This is a genomic window from Streptomyces sp. NBC_01298, from assembly GCF_035978755.1.
Classification (GTDB): domain Bacteria; phylum Actinomycetota; class Actinomycetes; order Streptomycetales; family Streptomycetaceae; genus Streptomyces.
In genome coordinates this window covers 8,028,861-8,048,022 of sequence record NZ_CP108414.1, presented here as the reverse complement: position 1 = coordinate 8,048,022, position 19,162 = coordinate 8,028,861, and the positions used below count along the sequence as shown (strand labels likewise).

Annotated in this window: 18 protein-coding genes; 8 read left to right on the top strand and 10 right to left on the bottom strand. The window is 73.6% G+C overall.

Features of this window, described 5'->3' with window-relative positions; genetic code table 11:
- Position 1: 1 nt before the first annotated feature.
- Complete coding sequence (locus tag OG730_RS36795; protein ID WP_327308321.1) at positions 2-1,108, bottom strand: nitronate monooxygenase; 1,107 nt, start codon at positions 1,106-1,108, stop codon at positions 2-4.
- A 145-nt stretch (positions 1,109-1,253) separates the two neighbouring features.
- Here OG730_RS36795 and OG730_RS36790 point away from each other — a divergent pair, with 145 nt between their 5' ends.
- Entirely contained in the window at positions 1,254-3,191 is a 1,938-nt protein-coding gene (locus tag OG730_RS36790) for a serine hydrolase domain-containing protein (protein WP_327308320.1), read from the top strand.
- A gap of 33 nt (positions 3,192-3,224) precedes the next feature.
- Here OG730_RS36790 and OG730_RS36785 read toward each other — a convergent pair whose 3' ends face one another.
- Positions 3,225-3,749: a CGNR zinc finger domain-containing protein gene (locus tag OG730_RS36785; RefSeq protein WP_327308319.1), complete on the bottom strand. Its 525-nt coding sequence runs from the start codon at positions 3,747-3,749 to the stop codon at positions 3,225-3,227.
- 25 nt (positions 3,750-3,774) lie between these two features.
- Between OG730_RS36785 and OG730_RS36780 the strand changes: the two genes are divergently transcribed.
- Complete coding sequence (locus OG730_RS36780; protein ID WP_327308318.1) at positions 3,775-4,443, top strand: LysE family translocator; 669 nt, start codon at positions 3,775-3,777, stop codon at positions 4,441-4,443.
- 54 nt (positions 4,444-4,497) lie between these two features.
- On the opposite strand, the gene OG730_RS36775 is transcribed toward OG730_RS36780, so the two are convergent.
- Entirely contained in the window at positions 4,498-5,124 is a 627-nt protein-coding gene (locus tag OG730_RS36775) for a TetR/AcrR family transcriptional regulator (RefSeq protein WP_327308317.1), read from the bottom strand.
- 80 nt (positions 5,125-5,204) lie between these two features.
- Here OG730_RS36775 and OG730_RS36770 point away from each other — a divergent pair, with 80 nt between their 5' ends.
- Both OG730_RS36770 and OG730_RS36765 read left to right on the top strand, forming a co-directional pair.
- On the top strand, positions 5,205-6,359 hold the full coding sequence (locus OG730_RS36770; protein ID WP_327308316.1) for an FAD-dependent monooxygenase: 1,155 nt from the start codon (positions 5,205-5,207) through the stop codon (positions 6,357-6,359).
- A gap of 82 nt (positions 6,360-6,441) precedes the next feature.
- Positions 6,442-6,885, top strand: a complete 444-nt coding sequence (locus tag OG730_RS36765) for a nitroreductase family deazaflavin-dependent oxidoreductase (protein WP_327308315.1) — start codon at positions 6,442-6,444, stop codon at positions 6,883-6,885.
- Positions 6,886-6,903: 18 nt separating this feature from the next.
- Here the strand turns inward: OG730_RS36765 and OG730_RS36760 are convergent, their stop codons facing one another.
- From OG730_RS36760 to OG730_RS36750, 3 genes are read right to left on the bottom strand one after another with little or no spacing between them, the layout of a single operon-like run.
- Positions 6,904-8,490 carry a phytoene desaturase family protein gene (locus OG730_RS36760; RefSeq protein WP_327308314.1) on the bottom strand — a complete coding sequence of 529 codons (1,587 nt, stop codon included), beginning with the start codon at positions 8,488-8,490 and terminating at the stop codon, positions 6,904-6,906.
- Positions 8,487-10,643, bottom strand: a complete 2,157-nt coding sequence (locus OG730_RS36755; protein WP_327308313.1) for a serine/threonine-protein kinase — start codon at positions 10,641-10,643, stop codon at positions 8,487-8,489. The genes OG730_RS36760 and OG730_RS36755 overlap by 4 nt, the downstream gene beginning before the upstream one ends.
- 27 nt (positions 10,644-10,670) lie before the next feature.
- Complete coding sequence (locus tag OG730_RS36750; protein WP_327308312.1) at positions 10,671-11,582, bottom strand: oxygenase MpaB family protein; 912 nt, start codon at positions 11,580-11,582, stop codon at positions 10,671-10,673.
- A 174-nt stretch (positions 11,583-11,756) separates the two neighbouring features.
- On the opposite strand from OG730_RS36750, the gene OG730_RS36745 reads away from it, so the two are divergent.
- The 3 genes from OG730_RS36745 (at position 11,757) to OG730_RS36735 (ending at position 14,944) form a co-directional block, all read left to right on the top strand.
- Positions 11,757-12,524 (top strand): SDR family NAD(P)-dependent oxidoreductase, encoded by a 768-nt coding sequence (locus OG730_RS36745; protein WP_327308311.1) that lies wholly within the window; start codon positions 11,757-11,759, stop codon positions 12,522-12,524.
- Between the two features lie 61 nt (positions 12,525-12,585).
- Positions 12,586-13,398: a hypothetical protein gene (locus OG730_RS36740; protein WP_327308310.1), complete on the top strand. Its 813-nt coding sequence runs from the start codon at positions 12,586-12,588 to the stop codon at positions 13,396-13,398.
- Positions 13,399-13,483: 85 nt separating this feature from the next.
- A complete protein-coding gene (locus OG730_RS36735; RefSeq protein WP_327308309.1) occupies positions 13,484-14,944 on the top strand; it encodes a glutamate/gamma-aminobutyrate antiporter GadC in 1,461 nt (486 codons plus the stop codon).
- 39 nt (positions 14,945-14,983) lie between these two features.
- Here OG730_RS36735 and OG730_RS36730 read toward each other — a convergent pair whose 3' ends face one another.
- Positions 14,984-15,715, bottom strand: a complete 732-nt coding sequence (locus OG730_RS36730; protein ID WP_327308308.1) for an SDR family NAD(P)-dependent oxidoreductase — start codon at positions 15,713-15,715, stop codon at positions 14,984-14,986.
- Between the two features lie 95 nt (positions 15,716-15,810).
- On the opposite strand from OG730_RS36730, the gene OG730_RS36725 reads away from it, so the two are divergent.
- Positions 15,811-16,662 (top strand): LysR family transcriptional regulator, encoded by an 852-nt coding sequence (locus tag OG730_RS36725; protein WP_327308307.1) that lies wholly within the window; start codon positions 15,811-15,813, stop codon positions 16,660-16,662.
- Between the two features lie 32 nt (positions 16,663-16,694).
- On the opposite strand, the gene OG730_RS36720 is transcribed toward OG730_RS36725, so the two are convergent.
- The 3 genes from OG730_RS36720 to OG730_RS36710 form a co-directional block, all read right to left on the bottom strand.
- Positions 16,695-17,885, bottom strand: coding sequence for an acyl-CoA dehydrogenase family protein (locus OG730_RS36720; RefSeq protein ID WP_327308306.1), 1,191 nt, complete (start codon positions 17,883-17,885; stop codon positions 16,695-16,697).
- 129 nt (positions 17,886-18,014) lie between these two features.
- Positions 18,015-18,872, bottom strand: a complete 858-nt coding sequence (locus OG730_RS36715; RefSeq protein ID WP_327308305.1) for an alcohol dehydrogenase catalytic domain-containing protein — start codon at positions 18,870-18,872, stop codon at positions 18,015-18,017.
- A complete protein-coding gene (locus tag OG730_RS36710; RefSeq protein ID WP_327308304.1) occupies positions 18,869-19,126 on the bottom strand; it encodes a hypothetical protein in 258 nt (85 codons plus the stop codon). The genes OG730_RS36715 and OG730_RS36710 overlap by 4 nt, the downstream gene beginning before the upstream one ends.
- Positions 19,127-19,162 lie beyond the last annotated feature (36 nt).

Genomic DNA, 19,162 nt, shown 5'->3' with positions numbered 1-19,162 from the left:
CTCAGGCCCGGCCGGCGATGCGGGTGATGCGGTCGATGGCGCGCTCGAAGCCGCTGGTGAGGTCGTCGAAGACGGCCTGGACGCTGCGCTCGCTGTTCATCCGGCCGACGATCTGCCCGACGGGCGTGCCGAGCAGCGGCTGGATCTCGTACTTCTGGATGCGGGACACCGCCTCCGCGACGAGGAGTCCCTGCAGGGGCATCGGCAGGGCGCCGGGACCCTCCGGGTCGTCCCACGCGTCGGTCCACTCGGTGCGCAGCTGCCGGGCGGGCTTGCCGGTCAGCGCGCGGGAGCGGACGGTGTCGCCGGAGCCGGCCGCGAGCAGCTTCTCGGTGAGGGCGCGGGAGTGCATGTCCGCTTCGGTGGTGGTCAGCCAGAGGGAGCCGAGCCAGGCGCCCTGGGCGCCGAGGGCCAGTCCGGCGGCGATCTGCTCGCCGCTGCCGATGCCGCCGGCGGCGAGCACCGGGATCGGGGCGACGGCCTCCACCACTTCGGGTACCAGGACCATGGTGGCGATGTCGCCGGTGTGTCCGCCGGCCTCGTAGCCCTGGGCGACGACGATGTCGATGCCGGCCTCGGCGTGCCGGCGGGCGTGCTTGGCGCTGCCGGCGAGGGCGGCGACGAGGACGCCGTGGTCGTGGGCGCGCGCGATGACGTCGGCGGGCGGGGAACCCAGCGCGTTCGCCAGGAGTTTGATGGGGTAGTCGAAGGCGACGTCCAGCTGGTTGCGGGCGACCTGCTCCATCCAGCCGGTGATGCGCCAGCCGGAGGCCTCGCCCTCCGGGAGTTCGGGTACGTGGTGTTTGGCGAGGGTGTCGCGGACGTACTCCCGGTGCGCGGCCGGGATCATCGCCTCGATGTCGGCCTCGCTCACGCCGTCGACGGCCTTCTTCGCGGGCATGACCACGTCGAGCCCGTAGGGCTTGCCGTCGGTGTGCTCCTGCATCCAGTCGAGGTCGCGCTTGAGGTCGTCGGGGGCGGTGTAGCGGACCGCCCCGAGCACCCCGAACCCGCCCGCGCGGGTGATGGCAGCGGCCACGGCCGGGAAGGGCGTGAAGCCGAAGATGGCGTGCTCGATTCCCAGTTTTCTGCTCAGCTCCGTCTCCATGGGCGGCAGGATGCCGCAGCCCGGCCGCCGAGGGAAGAGGTTTTCTGATGCAGCGTCAGATTCTTTGGCGGCCGGTCGCCGCGGGGCCCGCGTCCTGAGCGGGCAGATACTCGGGAGGGCACGACGGTGGACGGGAGGACCGGTCATGAAGACACGACGGGCAGCCGGGAACGACGGTGGCGCGGACGGTGACACGAAGGACCCCGGCACGACCGGCGCGCAACACTCCGGCACGACCGGTTCGGAACCCTCCGGCAACAGCAACGGCATCAGCAACGGCACCAGATCCGGCCACGGCCCCGGGCGCGGCCTGTCCCGGCGGCGGCTCGGGGCGCGGCTGCTCGCGCTGGGCGGTGTGCTCGTGCTCCAGGCCGCGCTGCCCGGGTCCGCGGGGGCCTCCGGGGGGCCGGCCGAGCGGCGCGCGCTCCAGGGACTGCGGCTGCGGTACGGGTCCGCCCGCCAGGCCGGGTTGCTGGAGAAGCACCTCGAAGGGTTGGCGGACGAGGCGCGGCGGTTCCTCGGCCCCTCCCCCGAACACCCTTACTACGCCGGGGCCGTGGTCCTCGCCGGCCGGGGCCGCACCGTGGCGCTGCACCGGGCGATGGGCGACGCCGTACGGTACGCCGACTACGACGGCCGCACCGACCGGGTCCGGGAGTTCCCGGCCGCCCAGCGGATCGCGATGGCCGAGGACACGGTCTTCGACCTGGCCTCCCTCTCCAAGCTGTTCACCTCCCTGCTGGCCGTGCAGCAGATGGAGCGCGGGCACTTGGAGCTGGAGGCGCCGGTGAGCCGGTACCTGCCCGAGTTCACGGGCGGGGGCAAGGAGTCGGTCACCGTGCGCCAGCTCCTCACGCACACCTCCGGGCTCCGCTCCTGGGCCCCCTTCTACCAGCAGCCCACCAAGGCGGCGCAGTTGAGGCTGCTGTGGTCGGTGCGGCCCCAGGAGACCCCGGGTACGGTCTACCGCTACTCCGACCTCAACCTCATCGCCCTCCAGTTGCTCCTGGAACGGATCACCGGTCACACACTGGATCTCCTGCTCCAGGACGAGATCACCGCTCCGCTCGGGATGCACCGCACTCGGTACAACCCACCGCTCTCCTGGCGCCGGGTCACGGCCGCCACCGAGGTGCAGCGCCCGCCCTGGTCCGGGCTGGACCGCGGGCTCGTCTGGGGCGAGGTCCACGACGAGAACGCGTACGCGCTGGGCGGCGTCGCCGGTCACGCCGGGGTCTTCGGCACCGCCTGGGACCTGGCGATCCTCGCCCGCACCCTCCTCGACGGCGGGGTCTACGCCGGCAAGCGCATCCTGCGCCCCGCCTCCGTCGAGCTCCTCTTCACCGACTACAACACCGCCTTCCCCGGCGACGACCACGGCCTGGGCTTCGAGCTCTACCAGCACTGGTACATGGGAGCCATGGCCACCCCGCACTCCGCCGGCCACACCGGTTTCACCGGCACCTCCCTGGTCCTGGACCCCTCCACGGACTCCTTCCTGATCCTCCTGGGCAACTCCGTCCACCCCGTGCGCACCTGGCGCGCCGGCAGCGCCCCCCGCGTCGCCGCCGGCAACCGCTTCGCGCGCGCCGTCCCCGTGCGTACGAAGCACGGCGGCCCGGCCTGGTACTCCGGCATGGAGACCGGCGGCTCGGGCACCCTGACCCTCCCGCCCCTCACCCCCACCACCGACCGGGCCCGGCTGCGCTGCGCGTTGTGGTGGGACACCGTCCCCGGTGAGGGAGCGCTGCACCTGGAGGCCTCCGCCGACGGGCAGACCTGGGAGCCGCTCCCCTTCACCACCGTCCGCACCACCGGCGGGGCCGCCGAACAGTGGCCCCGGGGCTCCGTCTCCGGCTGGTCGGGCCGCATCTGGCACCGCCTCGAAGCCCCGCTCACCGCATGGGCCGGCCGCGAGGTCCACCTGCGCTTCCGCCACGCGGCCCAGGGGCGCTACGTGGGCCGCGGCTCCTACGTGGACGTCCTGCGCGTCTCGGAACCCTCCCACCTGCTCTTCGCCGAGGACCGCCCCGCGGACGCCTCCCGCATCGAGGCCACGGGGTGGTCCCGCTCGGCGGACTGAAGGCCGCGCCGCGACCGGTCGCGGCGCGGGCCGTCACCGCTCGCGTTGACGGGCGCGGTGCCGGCGGACGGCGTCCCGGCTGCCGCAGCGTGGTGAGCAGTACCGCTGGGTGCCGTTCCGCGAGGTGTCGACGACGACGTTCGCGCAGGGCCGGGCCGCGCACCGGCCGAGACGGCCCATGCCGCGAGTCGTCAGGTGCAGTGCGGTGCCGACGCTGAACACGGCGTGCAGGACGCGTGCCAGGTCGTCGTCGACATCCCGGTAGTGCAGGTGCCAGCCCTCGCCGTTGTGGTCGGTCAGGCGTGGATAGGCGGTCGCGGAGGCCATCTGCCCGTTGAGGATCTCCGCCCGCTCGTTCGGGTCGCGGGCGTCGACGACCCGGATCCAGTCATCGAGCACCGCCCGGCAGCGGGCGTGGTCGTCGGGCCGCTCGGGGAAGGACATCGTCATGCCGAACTCGCGGGTCCGCTCGACGATCCCGGCGCGGGTGTCGGGCCAGTCGTCGGCCAGGGAACGGGCGAGGAGCACGGCGTACTCGCCGTAAGGGTTGAGATGCACAAGGACATTACATCAGGGTGGAGGCATGCCCCTCACCTCGCTTTCCGCACCCGTATCCGGTGCGTCCGTCCTCGGGATGACCCTCACCGCGCTGGTCATGGTGCTGACCCCCGGGCCCAACATGATCTACCTCGTTTCGCGCAGCATCAGCCAGGGACGTGCCGCGGGGCTCGTCTCCCTGGCCGGCACCGGCGTCGGCTTCGTCGTCTACATGCTGATGGGCAACCTCGGGCTCGCGGTCGTGTTCGTCGCGGTGCCCTGGTTGTTCATCGGCTTCAAGGCCGCCGGCGTCCTCTACCTCGCCCACCTCGCCTGGCAGGCCCTGCGCCCCGGAGGGCGAGGCGTGTTCGAGGTCCGTGACGTTTCCCGTGACAGTCCGGCCCGGCTCTTCCGCATGGGGCTGGTGACGAACCTGCTCAACCCCAAGGCCGCGATCATGTACCTGACCTTGATCCCGCAGTTCATCGACCCCCATCGCGGGCATCCGACCGCGCAGGGCCTGACCCTCGGTTCGGTCCAGATCGTGGTGAGCCTGACCGTCAACGCCCTCATCGTCATGGCCGCCGGCGCCATCGCCGCCTTCCTGGGGCAGCGCCCGAGCTGGGCCACCGTGCAACGCCGCGTCACCGGCACCCTCCTGGGCGCCGTGGCGCTCCTCCTCGTCCGCGAGGTACCGGCCCGAGCCCGCGCCTGACGTCCGGTCGGCCGGCGCCGGCCGGACAGGTCCCGATCGAGGGCCGGACCGGTCCTAGTCGAGGGCCGCGTCGAGCATCCTGCGCGCCACGGAGGCGAGTTCGGCCGGGTCGGGGGCCGGTCGGGAGCGGGCGAGCGCGCCCGCGAGGCGGTCGTAGAGGAGTCCGTCGGCCCAGGCGACCAGGAGTTCGGCGGATTCGGTCGGTCGGGCGGCGCCGAGTGCCGCGAGGATCCCGGCCGCCCGGGCCCGCGAGCCCTGGCCGGCCCGGTGGAGTTCCGTGGCCAGCTCCGGGTTCCGTGCGGCCTCCAGGCTCAGCTCGAAGCGCGCCAGTTGGCGTGAGCGCCCCGTGGTCAGCCATTGGTACAGCAGCGCGGCGAGCGCCGCGGCGACGGCGTCCCGGTCCGCCGGCGCCGGCCGAGCCGTCGAGGGGGGCGCGGGTGGCGGTGGAGCCGCGGCGCCCCCGTCGAAGTCTCCGAGGTCCAGCTCGGCCAGCCGCGCGTAACAGGCGCCGATCAGGGCCGTCCTCGTACGGAAGTAGTACGAGGTGCTGCCCGCCGGAAGCCCGGCCGCACCGTCGACCGCCCGGTGGGTCAGGCCCCTCAGCCCGGCGGAGGCCACGAGGTCGATCGCGCTGTCCGCGATCAGGGTTCTGCGGTCGCTTCCGCGCTCGGGGGAACTCATGCCGCCACTCTACAAGTGTAGAGTGCGATCAAGAATCCTCTACACCCGTAGAGGCCGTGCGGAGCAAGGGAGGACCTGTCATGACCCGACGTCATGTGGTGGTCGCGGGTGCGGGGATCGGCGGACTCTCGGCGGCGGTGGCCCTGCACCGCCGCGGTTGGGAGGTCACCGTCTGCGAACGCGCGGCGGAGCCGTCCGCCGTCGGCGCGGGGATCGTCCTCGCCCCCAACGCCCTGCGCGCCTACGCCTCGATCGGCTTCGACGCCGCCCGCGCGACGGGGGACGCCGCCCCGGCCGCGATGGACCTGCGCCGCCCCGGCGGCCGCCTGCTGAGCCGCGCCGACACCGCCGCGCTGACCGCCCGGTACGGCCGGCCCCCGCTCGCCGTGTACCGCCCGGCCCTCGCCGCCGCCCTGACCGCCGAGCTCCCCGAGGGAGCCGTCCGGTACGGCACGGCGGTGACCTCCGTCGACCACGCGGACGGCGACCCGGTGGTCCACACCCCGGCCGGCCCCCTCGCCGCCGACCTCGTCATCGCCGCCGACGGCATCCACAGCCCGATCCGCCGCCAGTACTTCCCGGCCCATCCCGGCCTGCACTACAGCGGGGAGACCGCCTGGCGGACCGTCCTCGCGGCCGGCGGCCCGCCCGTGCGCGCCGCCACGGAGACCTGGGGCCGCGGGGAGCGCTTCGGCGTCGCCCCGCTCGCCGACGGCCGCGTGTACCTCTACGCCACCGCCGTCGTCCCCGAGGGGTACCGGCCCGCCGACGTGCGCGCCGAACTCCTGCGCCGCTACGGCGGCTGGCACGACCCGCTCCCCGCCCTGCTGGCACGGATCGACCCGGCGGCCGTCCTCCAGCACGACCTGTACGACCTCGCCGCCCCGCTCCCCCGGTTCCATCAGGGGCGCCTCGCATGGCTCGGCGACGCGGCGCACGCCATGACCCCCAACCTCGGCCAGGGCGGGTGCCAGGCCGTCGAAGACGCCGCCACCCTCGCGCACCTGCTGGAGGGGGCCGACGTACGGGCCGCCCTGGCCGCCTACAGCGCGGCCCGCTGCGCCCGCACCGACGCGCTGCGCATCCGCTCCCGCCGCGCGGGCCGGGTGGCCGGCCTCCGGCACCCCCTCGCGGCGGCCGCCCGCGACCTCGCCGTCCGCGCCACCCCGGCCCGCGCCGCGCGGCGCGCCCTGGACGACCTGTTCGCCTTCGACGGATTCGGGCAGACGACCTAGGGCGGAAGGGGCCGTGCCCCGGAGCACCCACGCTCGTTGTTGTGGTTCGTTGACCGTTCAACACGAAGGCAGGCGAGTCCATATGACCGACATCGACTGGGATGACCCGATCGACCCCAAGCCGGGCTGGACCCTTGATCACGTCAAGCTGTACGTCGGTTCGGGCGGGACCGAGGGGCAGTACTGGAACAACACGCAGACCCTGCTGCTCACCACGATCGGCCGCAAGTCCGGGAAGCCGGTGCGGACCCCGCTCATCTACGGCGAGGACGACGGGCGCTACCTCATCGTCGCCTCCAAGGGCGGCGACCCGGCGGACCCGCTCTGGTACCGGAACCTCTCCGAGCACCCCGAGGTCCGGGTGCAGGTCGGCCCCAAGGTGACGCAGGGCATCGCGCGGACCGCGACCTCCGAGGAGCGTGCCGCGTTCTGGCCGCTGATGGTGAAGCACTGGCCCTCGTACGACGAGTACCAGACCAAGACCAGCCGGGAGATCCCGATCGTCGTGATCGACCCCGTCGGCTGACAAGGCGTCCGGGGTGCGTCAGTGACCTAGGACCGCCATCGCCGCGTTGTGGCCGGGGACCCCGCTGACGCCGCCGCCGCGGACCGCCCCCGCCCCGCACAGCAGCACGTTGCGGTGGGCGGTCTCCACGCCCCAACGGCCGCCGCCCTCAACGGAGTCGGGGTCGGAGTACGGCCAGGACAGGTCCCGGTGGAAGATGTGCCCGCCGGGCAGCCGCAGTTCGCGCTCCAGGTCGAGCGGGGTCTTGGCCTCGATGCACGGGCGGCCGTCGGCGTCGAAGGCCAGGCAGTCGGTGAGCGGTTCGGCCAGGTGGGCGTCGAGCTGGGCGAGGGTGGCGGCGAGGAGCACCTCGCGCGCCCCCTGGTTGTCCTTTTCGAACAGCCGCGCCGGGGTGTGCAGTCCGAAGAGGGTCAGGGTCTGGTAGCCCTGCTCCGCCAGCTCGGGCCCCAGGATCGTCGGATCCGTCAGCGAGTGGCAGTAGATCTCCGAGGGCGGTACGGAGGGCAGTTCGCCGGCGGCGGCCTCCGCGTGGGCCCGGGCGAGCTGCTCGTACCCCTCCGCGATGTGGAAGGTGCCCCCGAAGGCCTCGCGCGGGTCCACGGAGGTGTCCCGCAGCCGGGGCAGGCGGCGCAGCAGCATGTTGACCTTGAGCTGGGCCCCCTCGGGGGCCGGCTGCGCCGGTTCCTCGCCCAGGAGTTCGGCGAGCGCCCGCGGCGAGGCGTTGACGAGCACCACCCGGCCGGCGACCCGTCCCTCGCCCGTCGCCGTACGGAAGGTCACCTCGGCCGGGGCGGTCGTGCCGTCCGTGTCGATGCGCAGCACCTCGTGCCCGGTGGCGATCTCCGCCCCGGCCGCCAGCGCGGACGCGGCCAGCGCGTCCGTGAGCGCGCCCATGCCGCCGACCGGGACGTCCCAGTCGCCGGTGCCGCCGCCGATGACGTGGTAGAGGAAGCAGCGGTTCTGGGCCAGGCCGGGGTCGTGGGCGCCGGCGAAGGTGCCGATCAGCGCGTCGGTGAGGACCACCCCGCGCACCAGGTCGTCGGCGAACTCCCGCTCGACGGCCCGGCCGATCGGCTCCTCGAACAGCATCCGCCAGGCCGCCTCGTCGTCGAGCCGCGCCCGCAGCTCCGTACGCGTGGGGAGCGGCTCGGTCAGGGTCGGGAAGAGCCGTTCGGCGGCCCGCCCGGTGGTCCCGTAGAAGGCGCGCCAGTTCTCGTACTCCCGCTCCGAGCCGGTCAGCCGCGCGAAGGACTCCCGGGTGCGTGTCTCGCCGCCGCCGACGAGCAGTCCGCCGGGGCGTCCGGCGCGCTCGACCGGAGTGTACGAGGAAACGGTGCGCCTGCGCACTTCGAAGTCCAGCCCCAGCTCGCGCACGATCTTCGCCGGGAGCAGCGAGACGAGGTAGGAGTAGCGGGACAGGCGGGCGTCGACGCCCGGGAACGGCCGGGTGGACACGGCGGCCCCGCCGGTGCGGCCGAGCCGCTCCAGGACCAGGACCGAGCGGCCGGCCCGGGCCAGGTAGGCGGCGGCGACGAGGCCGTTGTGGCCCCCGCCCACGATCACCGTGTCGTACACGTCGTGCCCGAAGCCCCGCGAGGTCGTCATGGCTCTTGGTAACACACCTGACCGAGCCGCTCCAGACAGTGTGCCTCGTCGGCGTGGGCGGCGACCGTGTCCGGGTGGCCGTCGCCGAGCGAGCGTTCACGGATGCCGGAGAGTTCCCGGTAGACGGGCAGCGCCTGGTCCCAGCGGCCCAGCCGGCCGAGCCCCACGGCCAGTTCGCGGCGGCTGACCAGGGTGTCGGGGTGTTCGGCGCCGAGCGTGCGGGCGCGTGCCTCGCCCACCTCGCGGGCTTCTGCCACCGCTTCCTCCCAGCGCTCCATGCGTCCGAGGTTCACCCCGAGGACGTGCCGGGCGCGCAGCGTCTCCGGGTCGGCGGCCCCGTAGGCGCGGGTGCGGTCGCGGACCAGGTCCCGGAACAGGTCCAGGGCCTCGGCCGAGCGCCCGGTCCGGCCCAGCGCGATCCCGGCCTCGTAGCGCGCGGCCAGCGTGTCGGGGTGGTCCCGGCCGAGCACCCGCTCCCGTACGGCCGCGATGTGCCGGAAGCCCTCCAGGGCCTCCTCCCAGCGGTCCAGGCGGCCCAGGGCGTACGCCACCTCGTACCGGGTCAGCAGCGTGTCCGCGTGCTCCGCCCCCAGGACGGCCGCCCGGTCGGCGGCCACCTCGGCGGCGGCGTTGTGGGCCTCGGAGAAACGGCCGAGCGCGCCCAGCGCGCAGGCCAGGTTGTGCCGGCAGCGCAGGGTGTCGGGGTGGATCCGGCCCACGGTCCGCTCCCGGGCGGCGAGCACCGCGCGGTAGCCCTCGTACGCCTCCCGGTGGCGGCCGAGCAGCCCCGTCTCGTACGCCGCCTCCTGCCGTGCGGCGAGGGTGTCCGGATGGTCGGCTCCGAGCACCCGGGCGCGGCCTTCGGCGACGGCCGCGTACCCGGCGAGGGCCTCCTCGGTGCGGCCGGCCCGGCTGAGGGCGAAGGCCCGCGTGTGGCCGGCGTCGAGCGCGGCCGGGCCCGTGAGGGCCGGGCCGGGGCCGTGCGGGGATCCGTAGGCGGCGGTGAGCCGGGGGTCCTCGGCCGGGCGCGGGCGCACGACGGTCGGCGCGGGCCCGGGCCCGGTGGCGGCGGCCCGCACGCCCGGGGGGACGGTGGCGGCGCCGGTGGCCGCCCCGGTCGCCGTCCGCTGCTCCCCGCTCGATCGCGCGGCGGTCCAGGAGCCGGTGAGGACGGCCCACTCCCCGCTCGCGGGGCGGGCCTCGATACCGGCCCTGCGTCCGGCGGTCATCCCGTCGGCCCACTCGGGCAGCGGCGGGTGCGCGCCGGTCACCGCTCCGGCCGCCGGGCCGGGGCCGAGCCGGGCCTCGACGAGCCGGCGGTGCAGGTGGCGGGCGTCGCCCGGCCGGTCCTCGGGGCATTTGGCGAGCAGGTCGAGCACCAGCCGCTCGAAGGAGGCCGGCAGCTCGGGCCGGTGCTCGCGCGGCGGCACGGGCGCGGTGTCGCGGTGGCCCACCAGCACGGACCAGGAGTCGCCGAGGTCGAAGGGCGGGGCTCCGGTGGCGATCTCGTACAGGACGCAGCCGAGGGAGTAGAGGTCGCTGCGGTGGTCCACCTCGCCGCCGGCGATCTGCTCGGGCGACATGTAGTGCGGGGTGCCCATGGCCATGCCGCCGCCGGTGAGCTTCGCGGTGAAGCCGATGTCGGCGGCCAGCCGGGCGATGCCGAAGTCGCAGATCTTCACCGTGCCGTCGGTGAGCCGCATGATGTTCGCGGGCTTCAGATCGCGGTGGACGACTCCCTGGTCATGGGTGTAGCCGAGGGCGGCCGCCATCTGCTCGGCGATGTCGACGACGACGTCCACGGGGAGCGGGCGCGCGTCGTTGTCCTCCAGGAGCTGGCTGAGGTTGCGGCCTTCGAGGAGCTCCATGACGAGGTAGAGGGGACCGCCGGCCGCACTGTCGTCGCCGAAGTCGTGGACGACGGTGACGCCGCGGTGCTGGAGGGAGGCGGCGACGCGGGCCTCGCGGCGGAAGCGCTCGCGCAGCACCTGGGTGAAGTGGGTGTCCTGCTCGGGCCCGAGGGGCTTCAGGCATTTGACGGCGACCTGCCGGCCCAGCGACTCGTCGCGGGCCCGCCACACCTCGCCCATGCCGCCGCGGCCGATCAGATCGAGCGACCGGTACCGGCCGTGGATCAGTCTGGACTCCGCCATGTCTTGAAGTCGCCCCCGTGTGTCGTGCTACGCCCTCCCCGGCCGGTCCAGTATGGCCGCTGATGTACGCAGTGTGTACGGCGCGGGGCGGCTCCCGGGGCCCATGCGGCGCATCGCTTTCAAGATGTGACCTGGAGGTAGCTGCCAGCGCAGACCTGCGGGAATGCTGCGCAGCAGGGTACCGGTGAGGCGCAGGCGGCGGGTAACACTGCGCGGGGCCGGTGCGGGGCGGCCGTACAGCTGGTGCGCCCAGCCGGGGAGGGACCCGTACGCGAGGGCGGCGAGCGGGCGCCACACAAGGTTTCGGCCAGGGACGAGGAGGGGGTGGATGGGAGGGGCGCACAGGAAGGCGTCGACGGCGTGCGCGTCGGGTCCGGCGGCGAGTTCGGGGCGGATCCGCTCGAAGTAGGCGGCGAGGGACGCGGTGTCCCCGGGCACCCCGGACGGGTCGAGGCCGACGAGCCGTGCGTTGACGCGGTTCTCGGCCACGTAGCGGTCCGCCTGCGCGGGGGTGAGCGGGACCCCGGAGCGGCGCAGGACGTGCAGGAAGCTGTCGATCTGCGCGCAGTGGATCCAGAGCAGCAGCTCCGGCTCGTCCACCCGGAACCGTGTCCCGGTGGCCGGATCGGTCGCCGACAGCAGGGTGTGGATCTTGCGGACGCGGGCACCGGCCCGCTCGGCGGCCTCGGTGGTGCCGTAGGTGACGGTGCCGACGAAGTCGGCGGTGCGCAGCAGGCGTCCCCAGGCGTCGCCCCCGCCGTTCTCCCCGCTGAAGGCGGAGCTGTTCTCCATGACTCCGCGGAGCGCGCGCGGGTGCAGGGCCTGGAGGTACAGCGCGCGGACCCCGGCGATCCACATGACCGGGTCCCCGTGGCACTGCCAGGTCACGGATCCGGGGCCGTAGAGCCCCGGATCGGGGCCCGCGCTCTCGTCGCCCATGTCCTGCTCCTCCCCCGTGGCTGTGAGGCCTCGCTGTGGGCACGTGCTGCATGGCCACGTGCTGTGCGCCCTTCCAGCATTCCACCGAACGGCCGCACGCACGCCCGTGCGCGCCACTAGGCTTTCCCGCCGGCGGACCGCACCCGCCTCCCCTCGGGACGCGGAGGCACGGTCATGGGTACGGGACATGCGGCACGTGCGGGGCATACGGGACAGCTCGAAGGTCAGGTCGCGGTCGTCACGGGCGGTTCGTCCGGCATCGGCCTGGCGACGGCCCGCCGCTTCGTGGCGGAGGGCGCCCGGGTCTTCGTCACCGGACGGCGGCCGGAGGAACTCGCCGCGGCGGTCCGCGAGCTGGGCCCCGGCGCCGTGGCCGTCCCGGGTGACGCCTCCCGCGTCGCCGATCTGGACCGGCTCTACGCGGCGGTCGCCGCCGCGGGCTTCGGGCCCGTCGACGTGCTGGTCGTGAACGCGGGCGGCGGCCCGCCCGGCGGCTTCGCCGAGTTCACCGAGGAGCAGTTCGACGCCACCTCCGACCTCAACTTCCGGGGCGCCTTCTTCACCGTCCAACGGGCCCTGCCACTGCTGCGCGACGGCGCCTCGGTGATCCTGCTGGGCTCGGCCGCCGGCTCCTCGGCGTCCACGCGCTACGGGGTCTACGCCGCCACGAAGGCGGCCGTACGGTCCCTCGCGCGCAGCCTGGCGCTGGAGCTCGCGGGGCGCGCCATCCGGGTCAACACCCTCAGCCCGGGCCCGATCGACACCCCGGCGCTGGCCGGCGCCCCGGCGCACGTACGCGAGCGGGCGACCGCCGGAGTCCCGCTCGGCCGGGCCGGACGCCCCGAGGAGGTGGCGGCGGCGGCCCTGTTCCTCGCCTCCCGGGAGAGCAGCTTCATCACCGGGATCGAACTCTTCGTGGACGGCGGAGCGGGCCAGGTCTAGGCCTTGACCAGCGGATTCGTATGGCTGAAAGTGACCGTACTGATCGACTGGGGCGGGAACCATGACACACGACGACTACGCCGTACGCTGCGAGGAGCTCTTCGCCCTGCGTGCTTTCTCCAAGGTCCGAAGCCTGGCCGAATCCGGCCTGTCCGAGCTCGGACCCGATCCGGTGCTCTACCGGTGGCTCGGACTCGCGCACGCCGCGGAGGACGAGGACGACCACGACGCGGAGGCGGAGGCCGCCTACACCGCGGGGCTCGCACGGTGGCCGGACGACCTCGGTCTGCTCGTCTCCTACCTGGAGCTCTGTCTGCGGGCCGACAACTGGACGCATCCGCGGCGTGGCGCCAAGGCTGATCCGCTCAAGGAGCGGATCGCCGAGCTGGCGCCGCCGGGGTCGCCCGAGGCGGCCAGGGTGGAGGACGCCCTCGGCTGGGCGGGGCGGGGTTACTGGCAGGACGTACGGGCGAAGGCGGACACCGTACGGGCCGACCAGGCGGCTCAGACGTCCCACAGCGCCGATGTCGCCGTCGCGCTGGAGCAGGGCGGCACCGCGCCCGCCCATCCCGAGGACCTGCGGGCCGCCGAGGTGACCGCCGCGCTGGAACTGCTGGCCGGCCCCTGGCGGGCACCGCTGCGCCTCATGGTCCGTCACCGGGTGGCCGCGTACGTCGCCACCTTCGTGCTGGTCCTGGCCACCAACAAAGCGCTGGTGCTGAGCGGGACGCTGTCCTACAGCGTGTGGGGCTGGCTCTGGTACGTCCCCGTCCTCGTGGCCGACACGAAGCTGAAGCAGGCCCGGCGGCTGGCCCGGCAGCGGGTGATCGCGGCGACGGAGGCCCGGCACGCCGAGACCGCCGCCGCAGATTAGGCCGTTCGGAGGGAGGGTGGGGCCCGGCACAGGAGGGCTCCGCTTTCGATGTGCGGGAGCCGGGGCGGGCACCGAGCATGGGTCCATGGCCACCACGGAAGACACACCCGACGAGGTCGAAGCCGAAGCGGGGGCCGGGGCCGGCCGCGGGACGAAGAGGCAGTTCATCTCCTGGGTGACGCTCGCCCTGATGACGACCGCCTCCGTCGCCAGCCTCCGTCCCTCGCCCTCCATGGCGATCTACGGTCTCGCCGCGGTCTTCCTCTACCTCCTGCCCGCCGTCGTCTTCCTCCTGCCGACCGCCCTGGTCGGCGCCGAGCTGGCCTCGGGCTGGTCCGGCGGCATCTACCGGTGGGTCAGCGAGGCGCTCGGCAAACCGCTCGGGTTCGTCGCGGTGTGGTGCCAGTTCGCCATGACCATCGCGTACTACCCGAGCCTGCTGGCGTACGTGGCGAGCACCTTCGCCTACGTCGTCAACCCCCGGCTCGCCGAGAACGGGCTCTACGTCGCGATCGTCATCGTCGTCGTCTACTGGACCGGGGTCTGGATCTCCTCCCGCGGCACGAAGACGGTCGCGGGCCTCTCCTCCGCCGGGCTCGTCATCGGCACCCTGGTCCCCGGCGTGCTCCTGGTGGTCCTCGGCATCGTCTTCCTCGGCCAGGGCAACCCCTCGGCCCAGCCCATGGGCGCCTCCCACTGGCTGCCGCCGTGGACGGGGCTCGCCAGCCTGGTCCTGATCGTCAACAACTTCCTGTCCTACGCGGGCATGGAGATGAACGGCGTACACGTCTCCTCGCTGCGGCACCCGAAGCGCGAGTACCCGAGGTCGATGTTCCTGGCGACGGGCCTGGTCCTGCTGATCTTCATCCTTCCGGCCCTGGCGATCTCCTGGGTGATGCCGTCCAAGGAGCTGAGCCTCACCGCCGGGCTGATGCAGGCCTTCCAGGCCTTCTTCGACCACTTCCACATCGGATGGATGACGAGGGTCGTCGGGGTCATGCTGGTGGCGGCCGCTCTCGGCGGCATGCTCACCTGGCTGTCCGGCCCCGCCAAGGGCCTGGTCCTGCTCTCCCGTCAGGAGGGGTACCTGCCCCCGGTCTTCCAGCGGTTCAACAAGTACGGCACCCCGCAGAACATCATGGTCGCGCAGGGCGTGATCACCACCCTGATCGGTGTGCTGTACGCCTTCAGCGGCGACGTCTCCAGCGCGTACTGGATGTTCTCGGTGATCACGGTGCAGATCTATCTGATCGCCTACCTGCTGATGTTCGCGGCGGTGGTCCGGCTCCGCAGGACCCGGCCCGAGGTGGAACGCGGCTTCCGGGTGCCCGCCGTGACCTGGGTGGCGGGCACCGGGGCCGTGGCCTCGGTCGCCGCGCTGCTCATCGGCTTCGTACCGCCGGACCAGTTCGGCGGCCAGCCCCTGTGGCGCTACCTGCTGATCGTCGGCGGCGGCCTGCTGCTCCTGGGCATCGTGGCGCCCGTCTGCTTCCTGAAGTTCCGCAAACCCAGCTGGATCCACCCGGACCACCGCCCGCAGGGCTGAGCGACCGCCACGGTTCACGCGGCCCGACCGCCGTGCGCATCACCAGGGCACTACGCCCGCGTCGTCGAAGAACTGTCCGGTCGGGCCGCCGTCCGGCAGGGTCGCGAGTTCGATGGCGATGGCCGCGCCCTGTTCGGGGGTGCGCACGCCGCGGAAGCCGTTGAGGTCGGTCGCGACATAGCCGGGGCAGCCTGCGTTGATCAGGATGTTCGTGCCGCTCAGCTCCCGGGCGTACTGGAGGGTGACGGCGTTCAGGAACGTCTTCGACGGCGCGTACGCCACGGCCACCGGACCTGCCGACCGCTCTGCGGCGGGGCCCGACTGGCGGGCCAGGGAGCCGACGCTGCTGGACATGTTCACGATCCGCGGCGAGGCGGAGCGGCGCAGCAGCGGCAGCATCGCGTTGGTGACGCGGATGACGCCGATCACGTTGGTCTCCACGACCGTCCGGATGGTGGCCGGATCGACCCCGGTCGGCTCCTGTGGCATGCCGCCGGTGATGGCGGCGTTGTTGACGAGCACGTCGAGGCGACCCGCCCGTTCCTCGATCAGCCGTGCGGCGGCGGTCGCGCTCGCGTCGTCGGTCACGTCCAGTGGTACGGCGAACGCGTCGACGCCGGCCGCGCGCAGTCGCTCCACCGCCGCCTCACGGCGCCGGCCGTCTCGGGCGCCGACGCCGACGCTCCAGCCGAGGGCGCCCAGGCCCACGGCGATCTCGTAGCCGATTCCCTTGTTCGCGCCGGTGACCAGCGCGATCGTCTCTTCGCTCATGGGCACCATGCTGCGCCCGGACCCCGGCGGGGGTCCAAGACCGATCGGGTGGGCAGCGATACCGTCAGGGTATCGATCCGGAGTACCGTGGCGGCATGGAGACCCGGGAACTGCGCTATTTCGTCGCCGTCGCCGAGGAGCTGCACTTCGGGCGGGCCGCGCAGCGGCTCGGGATCGCGCAGCCGCCGCTGTCACGGGCGATCCAGCAGCTCGAACGCCGGCTCGGGGCGGCGCTGCTGGATCGGACCAGTCGCGCCGTGACGCTGACCGAGGCCGGCTCGGTGCTGTTGGCCGAGGGCCGGGCGGCCCTCGACGCGGTCGACGCCGCCGAGCGCCGGACCCGCCGCGCGGCCCTGTCCGCGACCGGCCGTCCCGGCCTGGCCCTGGTCACGAAGGCCAGCGCGTCCAGAGAACTGCTGGCCGCACTGCTCGACGCGTACGCCGCCGAACCCGGCGCGGTCCCCGTCGACGTCATCCTGTGCGGCCCTGCCGAGCAGCAGCGGCTCCTGCGCGAGGGCCGGGCCGACGTGGCGCTGCTGCACCGGCCGTTCGACTCGACGGCCGGGTTCCACACCGAGGAACTCCGCACCGAGGGCCAGGTCGTGGTCCTGCCGGCCGGGCACCCGCTCACCGTCCGCGCCCATGTCCACATGGGCGACATCACCGCCCTGCCCGGTCTGCCCCTGCCGCGCTGGCCCGACCCCGACGGCACCTACCCGCCCGGCCCCGGACCGCAAGTCCGCGACCAAGCGCAGCTGCTGCAGCTCGTCGCCCTCGGCCGCGCGTGCGCGGTCGCACCGGAGTCGTGCCGGGACCGGCTGCACGACGACCTCGCCGCCGTGCCCGTGCTGGACGCGCCGGCGGTCACCACCGTCATCGCCTGGCCCCCGCACAGCCGGTCGCGAGCGGTCGCCGACCTCGTCCGGACCGCGACACGCCTCCGGTAGGTCCCACCTGCCCGGCCTCGCCGCGAAGACGGTCAGCGGCGCACCCTCGGCATGCCGAGGCCGATCCACGAGATGATCTCGCGCTGGATCTCGTTGTTGCCGCCGCCGAAGGTGAAGATGACCGCGCTGCGGTAGCCGCGCTCCAGTTCGCCGTGCAGGACCGCGCCCGCGGAGCCGTCCTTGAGGGAACCCGCCGCGCCGACCACCTCCATCAGCCAGGCGTACGCGTCCCGGCGCGCCTCGGAGCCGTAGACCTTGACGGCGGAGGCGTCCTGCGGGGTGAGGACGCCGTCCTGGACGGCGTTGACCATCTGCCAGTTCAGCAGCTTCATGGCGTCGAGGCGGGCGTGGGTGCGGGCCAGGCGGCCGCGGACCCAGGAGAGGTCGATGACCCGGCGGCCGTCGGCGAGCTTGGTCTCGGCGGCCCAGCGCTGGACGTCGTGCAGGGCCCGGATGGCCATGGTGCCGTGCGCGGCGAGGGTGACGCGCTCGTGGTTGAGCTGGTTGGTGATCAGGCGCCAGCCCTTGTTCTCCTGGCCGACCCGGCGGCTCGCGGGGACCCGGATGTTCTCGTAGTAGCTGGCGGTGGTGTCGTGCGAGGCCAGGGTGTTGATCAGGGTGCAGGAGTACCCGGGGTCGGAGGTCGGCACCAGGAGCATGGTGATGCCCTTGTGGGCGGGGGCGTCCGGGTCGGTGCGGACGGCGAGCCAGACCCAGTCGGCGGTGTCGCCGTTGGTGGTCCAGATCTTCTGCCCGTCGACGACGTAGGTGCCGGTCTCCTCGTCGCCCTCACGGACGGCCTTGCACTTGAGCGCGGCGAGGTCCGTGCCGGCGTCGGGCTCGCTGTAGCCGATGGCGAAGTCGATCTCCCCGGCGAGGATCTTGGGCAGGAAGTACGCCTTCTGCTCGTCGGTGCCGAACTGCATGATGGTCGGCCCGACGGTGTTGAGCGCCATCAGCGGCAGCGGTACGACGGCCTGCGCGGCCTCGTCGAAGAAGATGAACTGGTCCATGGGCGACATCCCGCGCCCGCCGTACTCCTTGGGCCAGCCGACCCCGAGCCAGCCGTCGGCGCCGAGCCGGCGGATGGTCTCCCGGTAGAAGCGCTTCTGCTCGGCCGGGTCCTCGTAGCGCGCGTGGACGTCGTCCGGGATCAGCTCGGCGAAGTAGGCGCGCAGCTCGGTGCGCAACCGCTGCTGCTCAGGCGTGTATTCGAGGTGCACGGCCCCTCCGGGTCTCTCGTGGTTCAAGGTCGCGCGGACGGCCGCCGCCGCCGCGGGGGCAGACTAGAACCTGTTCCAAGAATCCGGAAGGGTCAGCGGGAACTCGGCGGCCGGCCGGAAAGGGGCCAGTCAGCGGGCCACCACTCCGGTTCCCTCCCGCCCCGGCCGGATCAGGACCTTGATGTGCTCCTCCGGCCGCCGCAGGGAGGCGAAGGCCGCGTCCAGCCCGCCGGAGCCCGCCTCTCCCGTGACCAGGGACCCGGGGTCGACGCGGCCGTCGGCGAGGCGGGCGAGGGTGGCACCGAACTCCTCGGGCGGGTAGGTCAGGCACATGCGGATCGTGACGTCCTTGTAGATGCCGGCCACCGGGCGGATCACGTCCTCGGTCATCACCCCGCCGATCTGCAGGATCTCGGTGCCGCGCGGGACGGTGTGCAGGAGCTGGTTCAGCAGGCCGGGCACGCCCACGCAGTTGACGACCACGGCCGGGGTGTCCTTTCCCGCCGCGCTGCGGGCGATGTTCCCGAAACCCACGGCCAGCGGCTCGGTCAGGGCGGCGAGTGCCAGGTCCAGGGACGGCGGTACGGGCAGCAGCGCCTGCGCCTGTACGACGATCCGTTCGCCGAATCCGCCGGGGAAGGCATTGCTGTAGCCCACGGTCCGCACGACTCCGCCCGGGTCGACCGCCCAGGGCAGGCCGACGACCCCGGTGCCCGGTTCGGGACCGGTCGCGCCGGGCCCGTGGGCGAGGACCCGGCCGGAGAACTCGTGGCCCATCACCAGCGGCCGGTCCGGGTCGAAGAGGAAGCTTGTGGCTGCGCTGTCCCGGGAGGCCCGGAGGAACTCCTCGGTGTGGGCGACCGCGCTCAGGTCGGAGCCGCAGATCCCGCAGGCTTCGGTCGCCACGAGCGCCTGCCCGGGGCCGGGCACCGGATCCGGGTGCTCCCGTACGCGGAACCGGCCGGCTTCGAGCACCGCGGCCCTCAACGGACCTCCCCCTTGCGGGCGATGGCCTCCATCGTGGAGCGGCGCAGGGCCCCGGTGAAGCGCTCGCTGCCCAGTCCGGCCCACTCCAGGCTGGCCCGCCGGGCCTCGGTGTGGCCGGTCAGCCGGGGGACGACCCGCTCGGCGAAGAGCTCCAGGCTGCGCAGGGCGGCCGCGGGCTCGGCGAGGTCCAGCCGCAGGATGAGGGAGGTCCCGAACCCGCCCGTCTTCTGGGCGAGTTGCCCGATCCGCGCCACGGCGTCCTCCGGGGTACCGATGACGGCCCGGCCGAA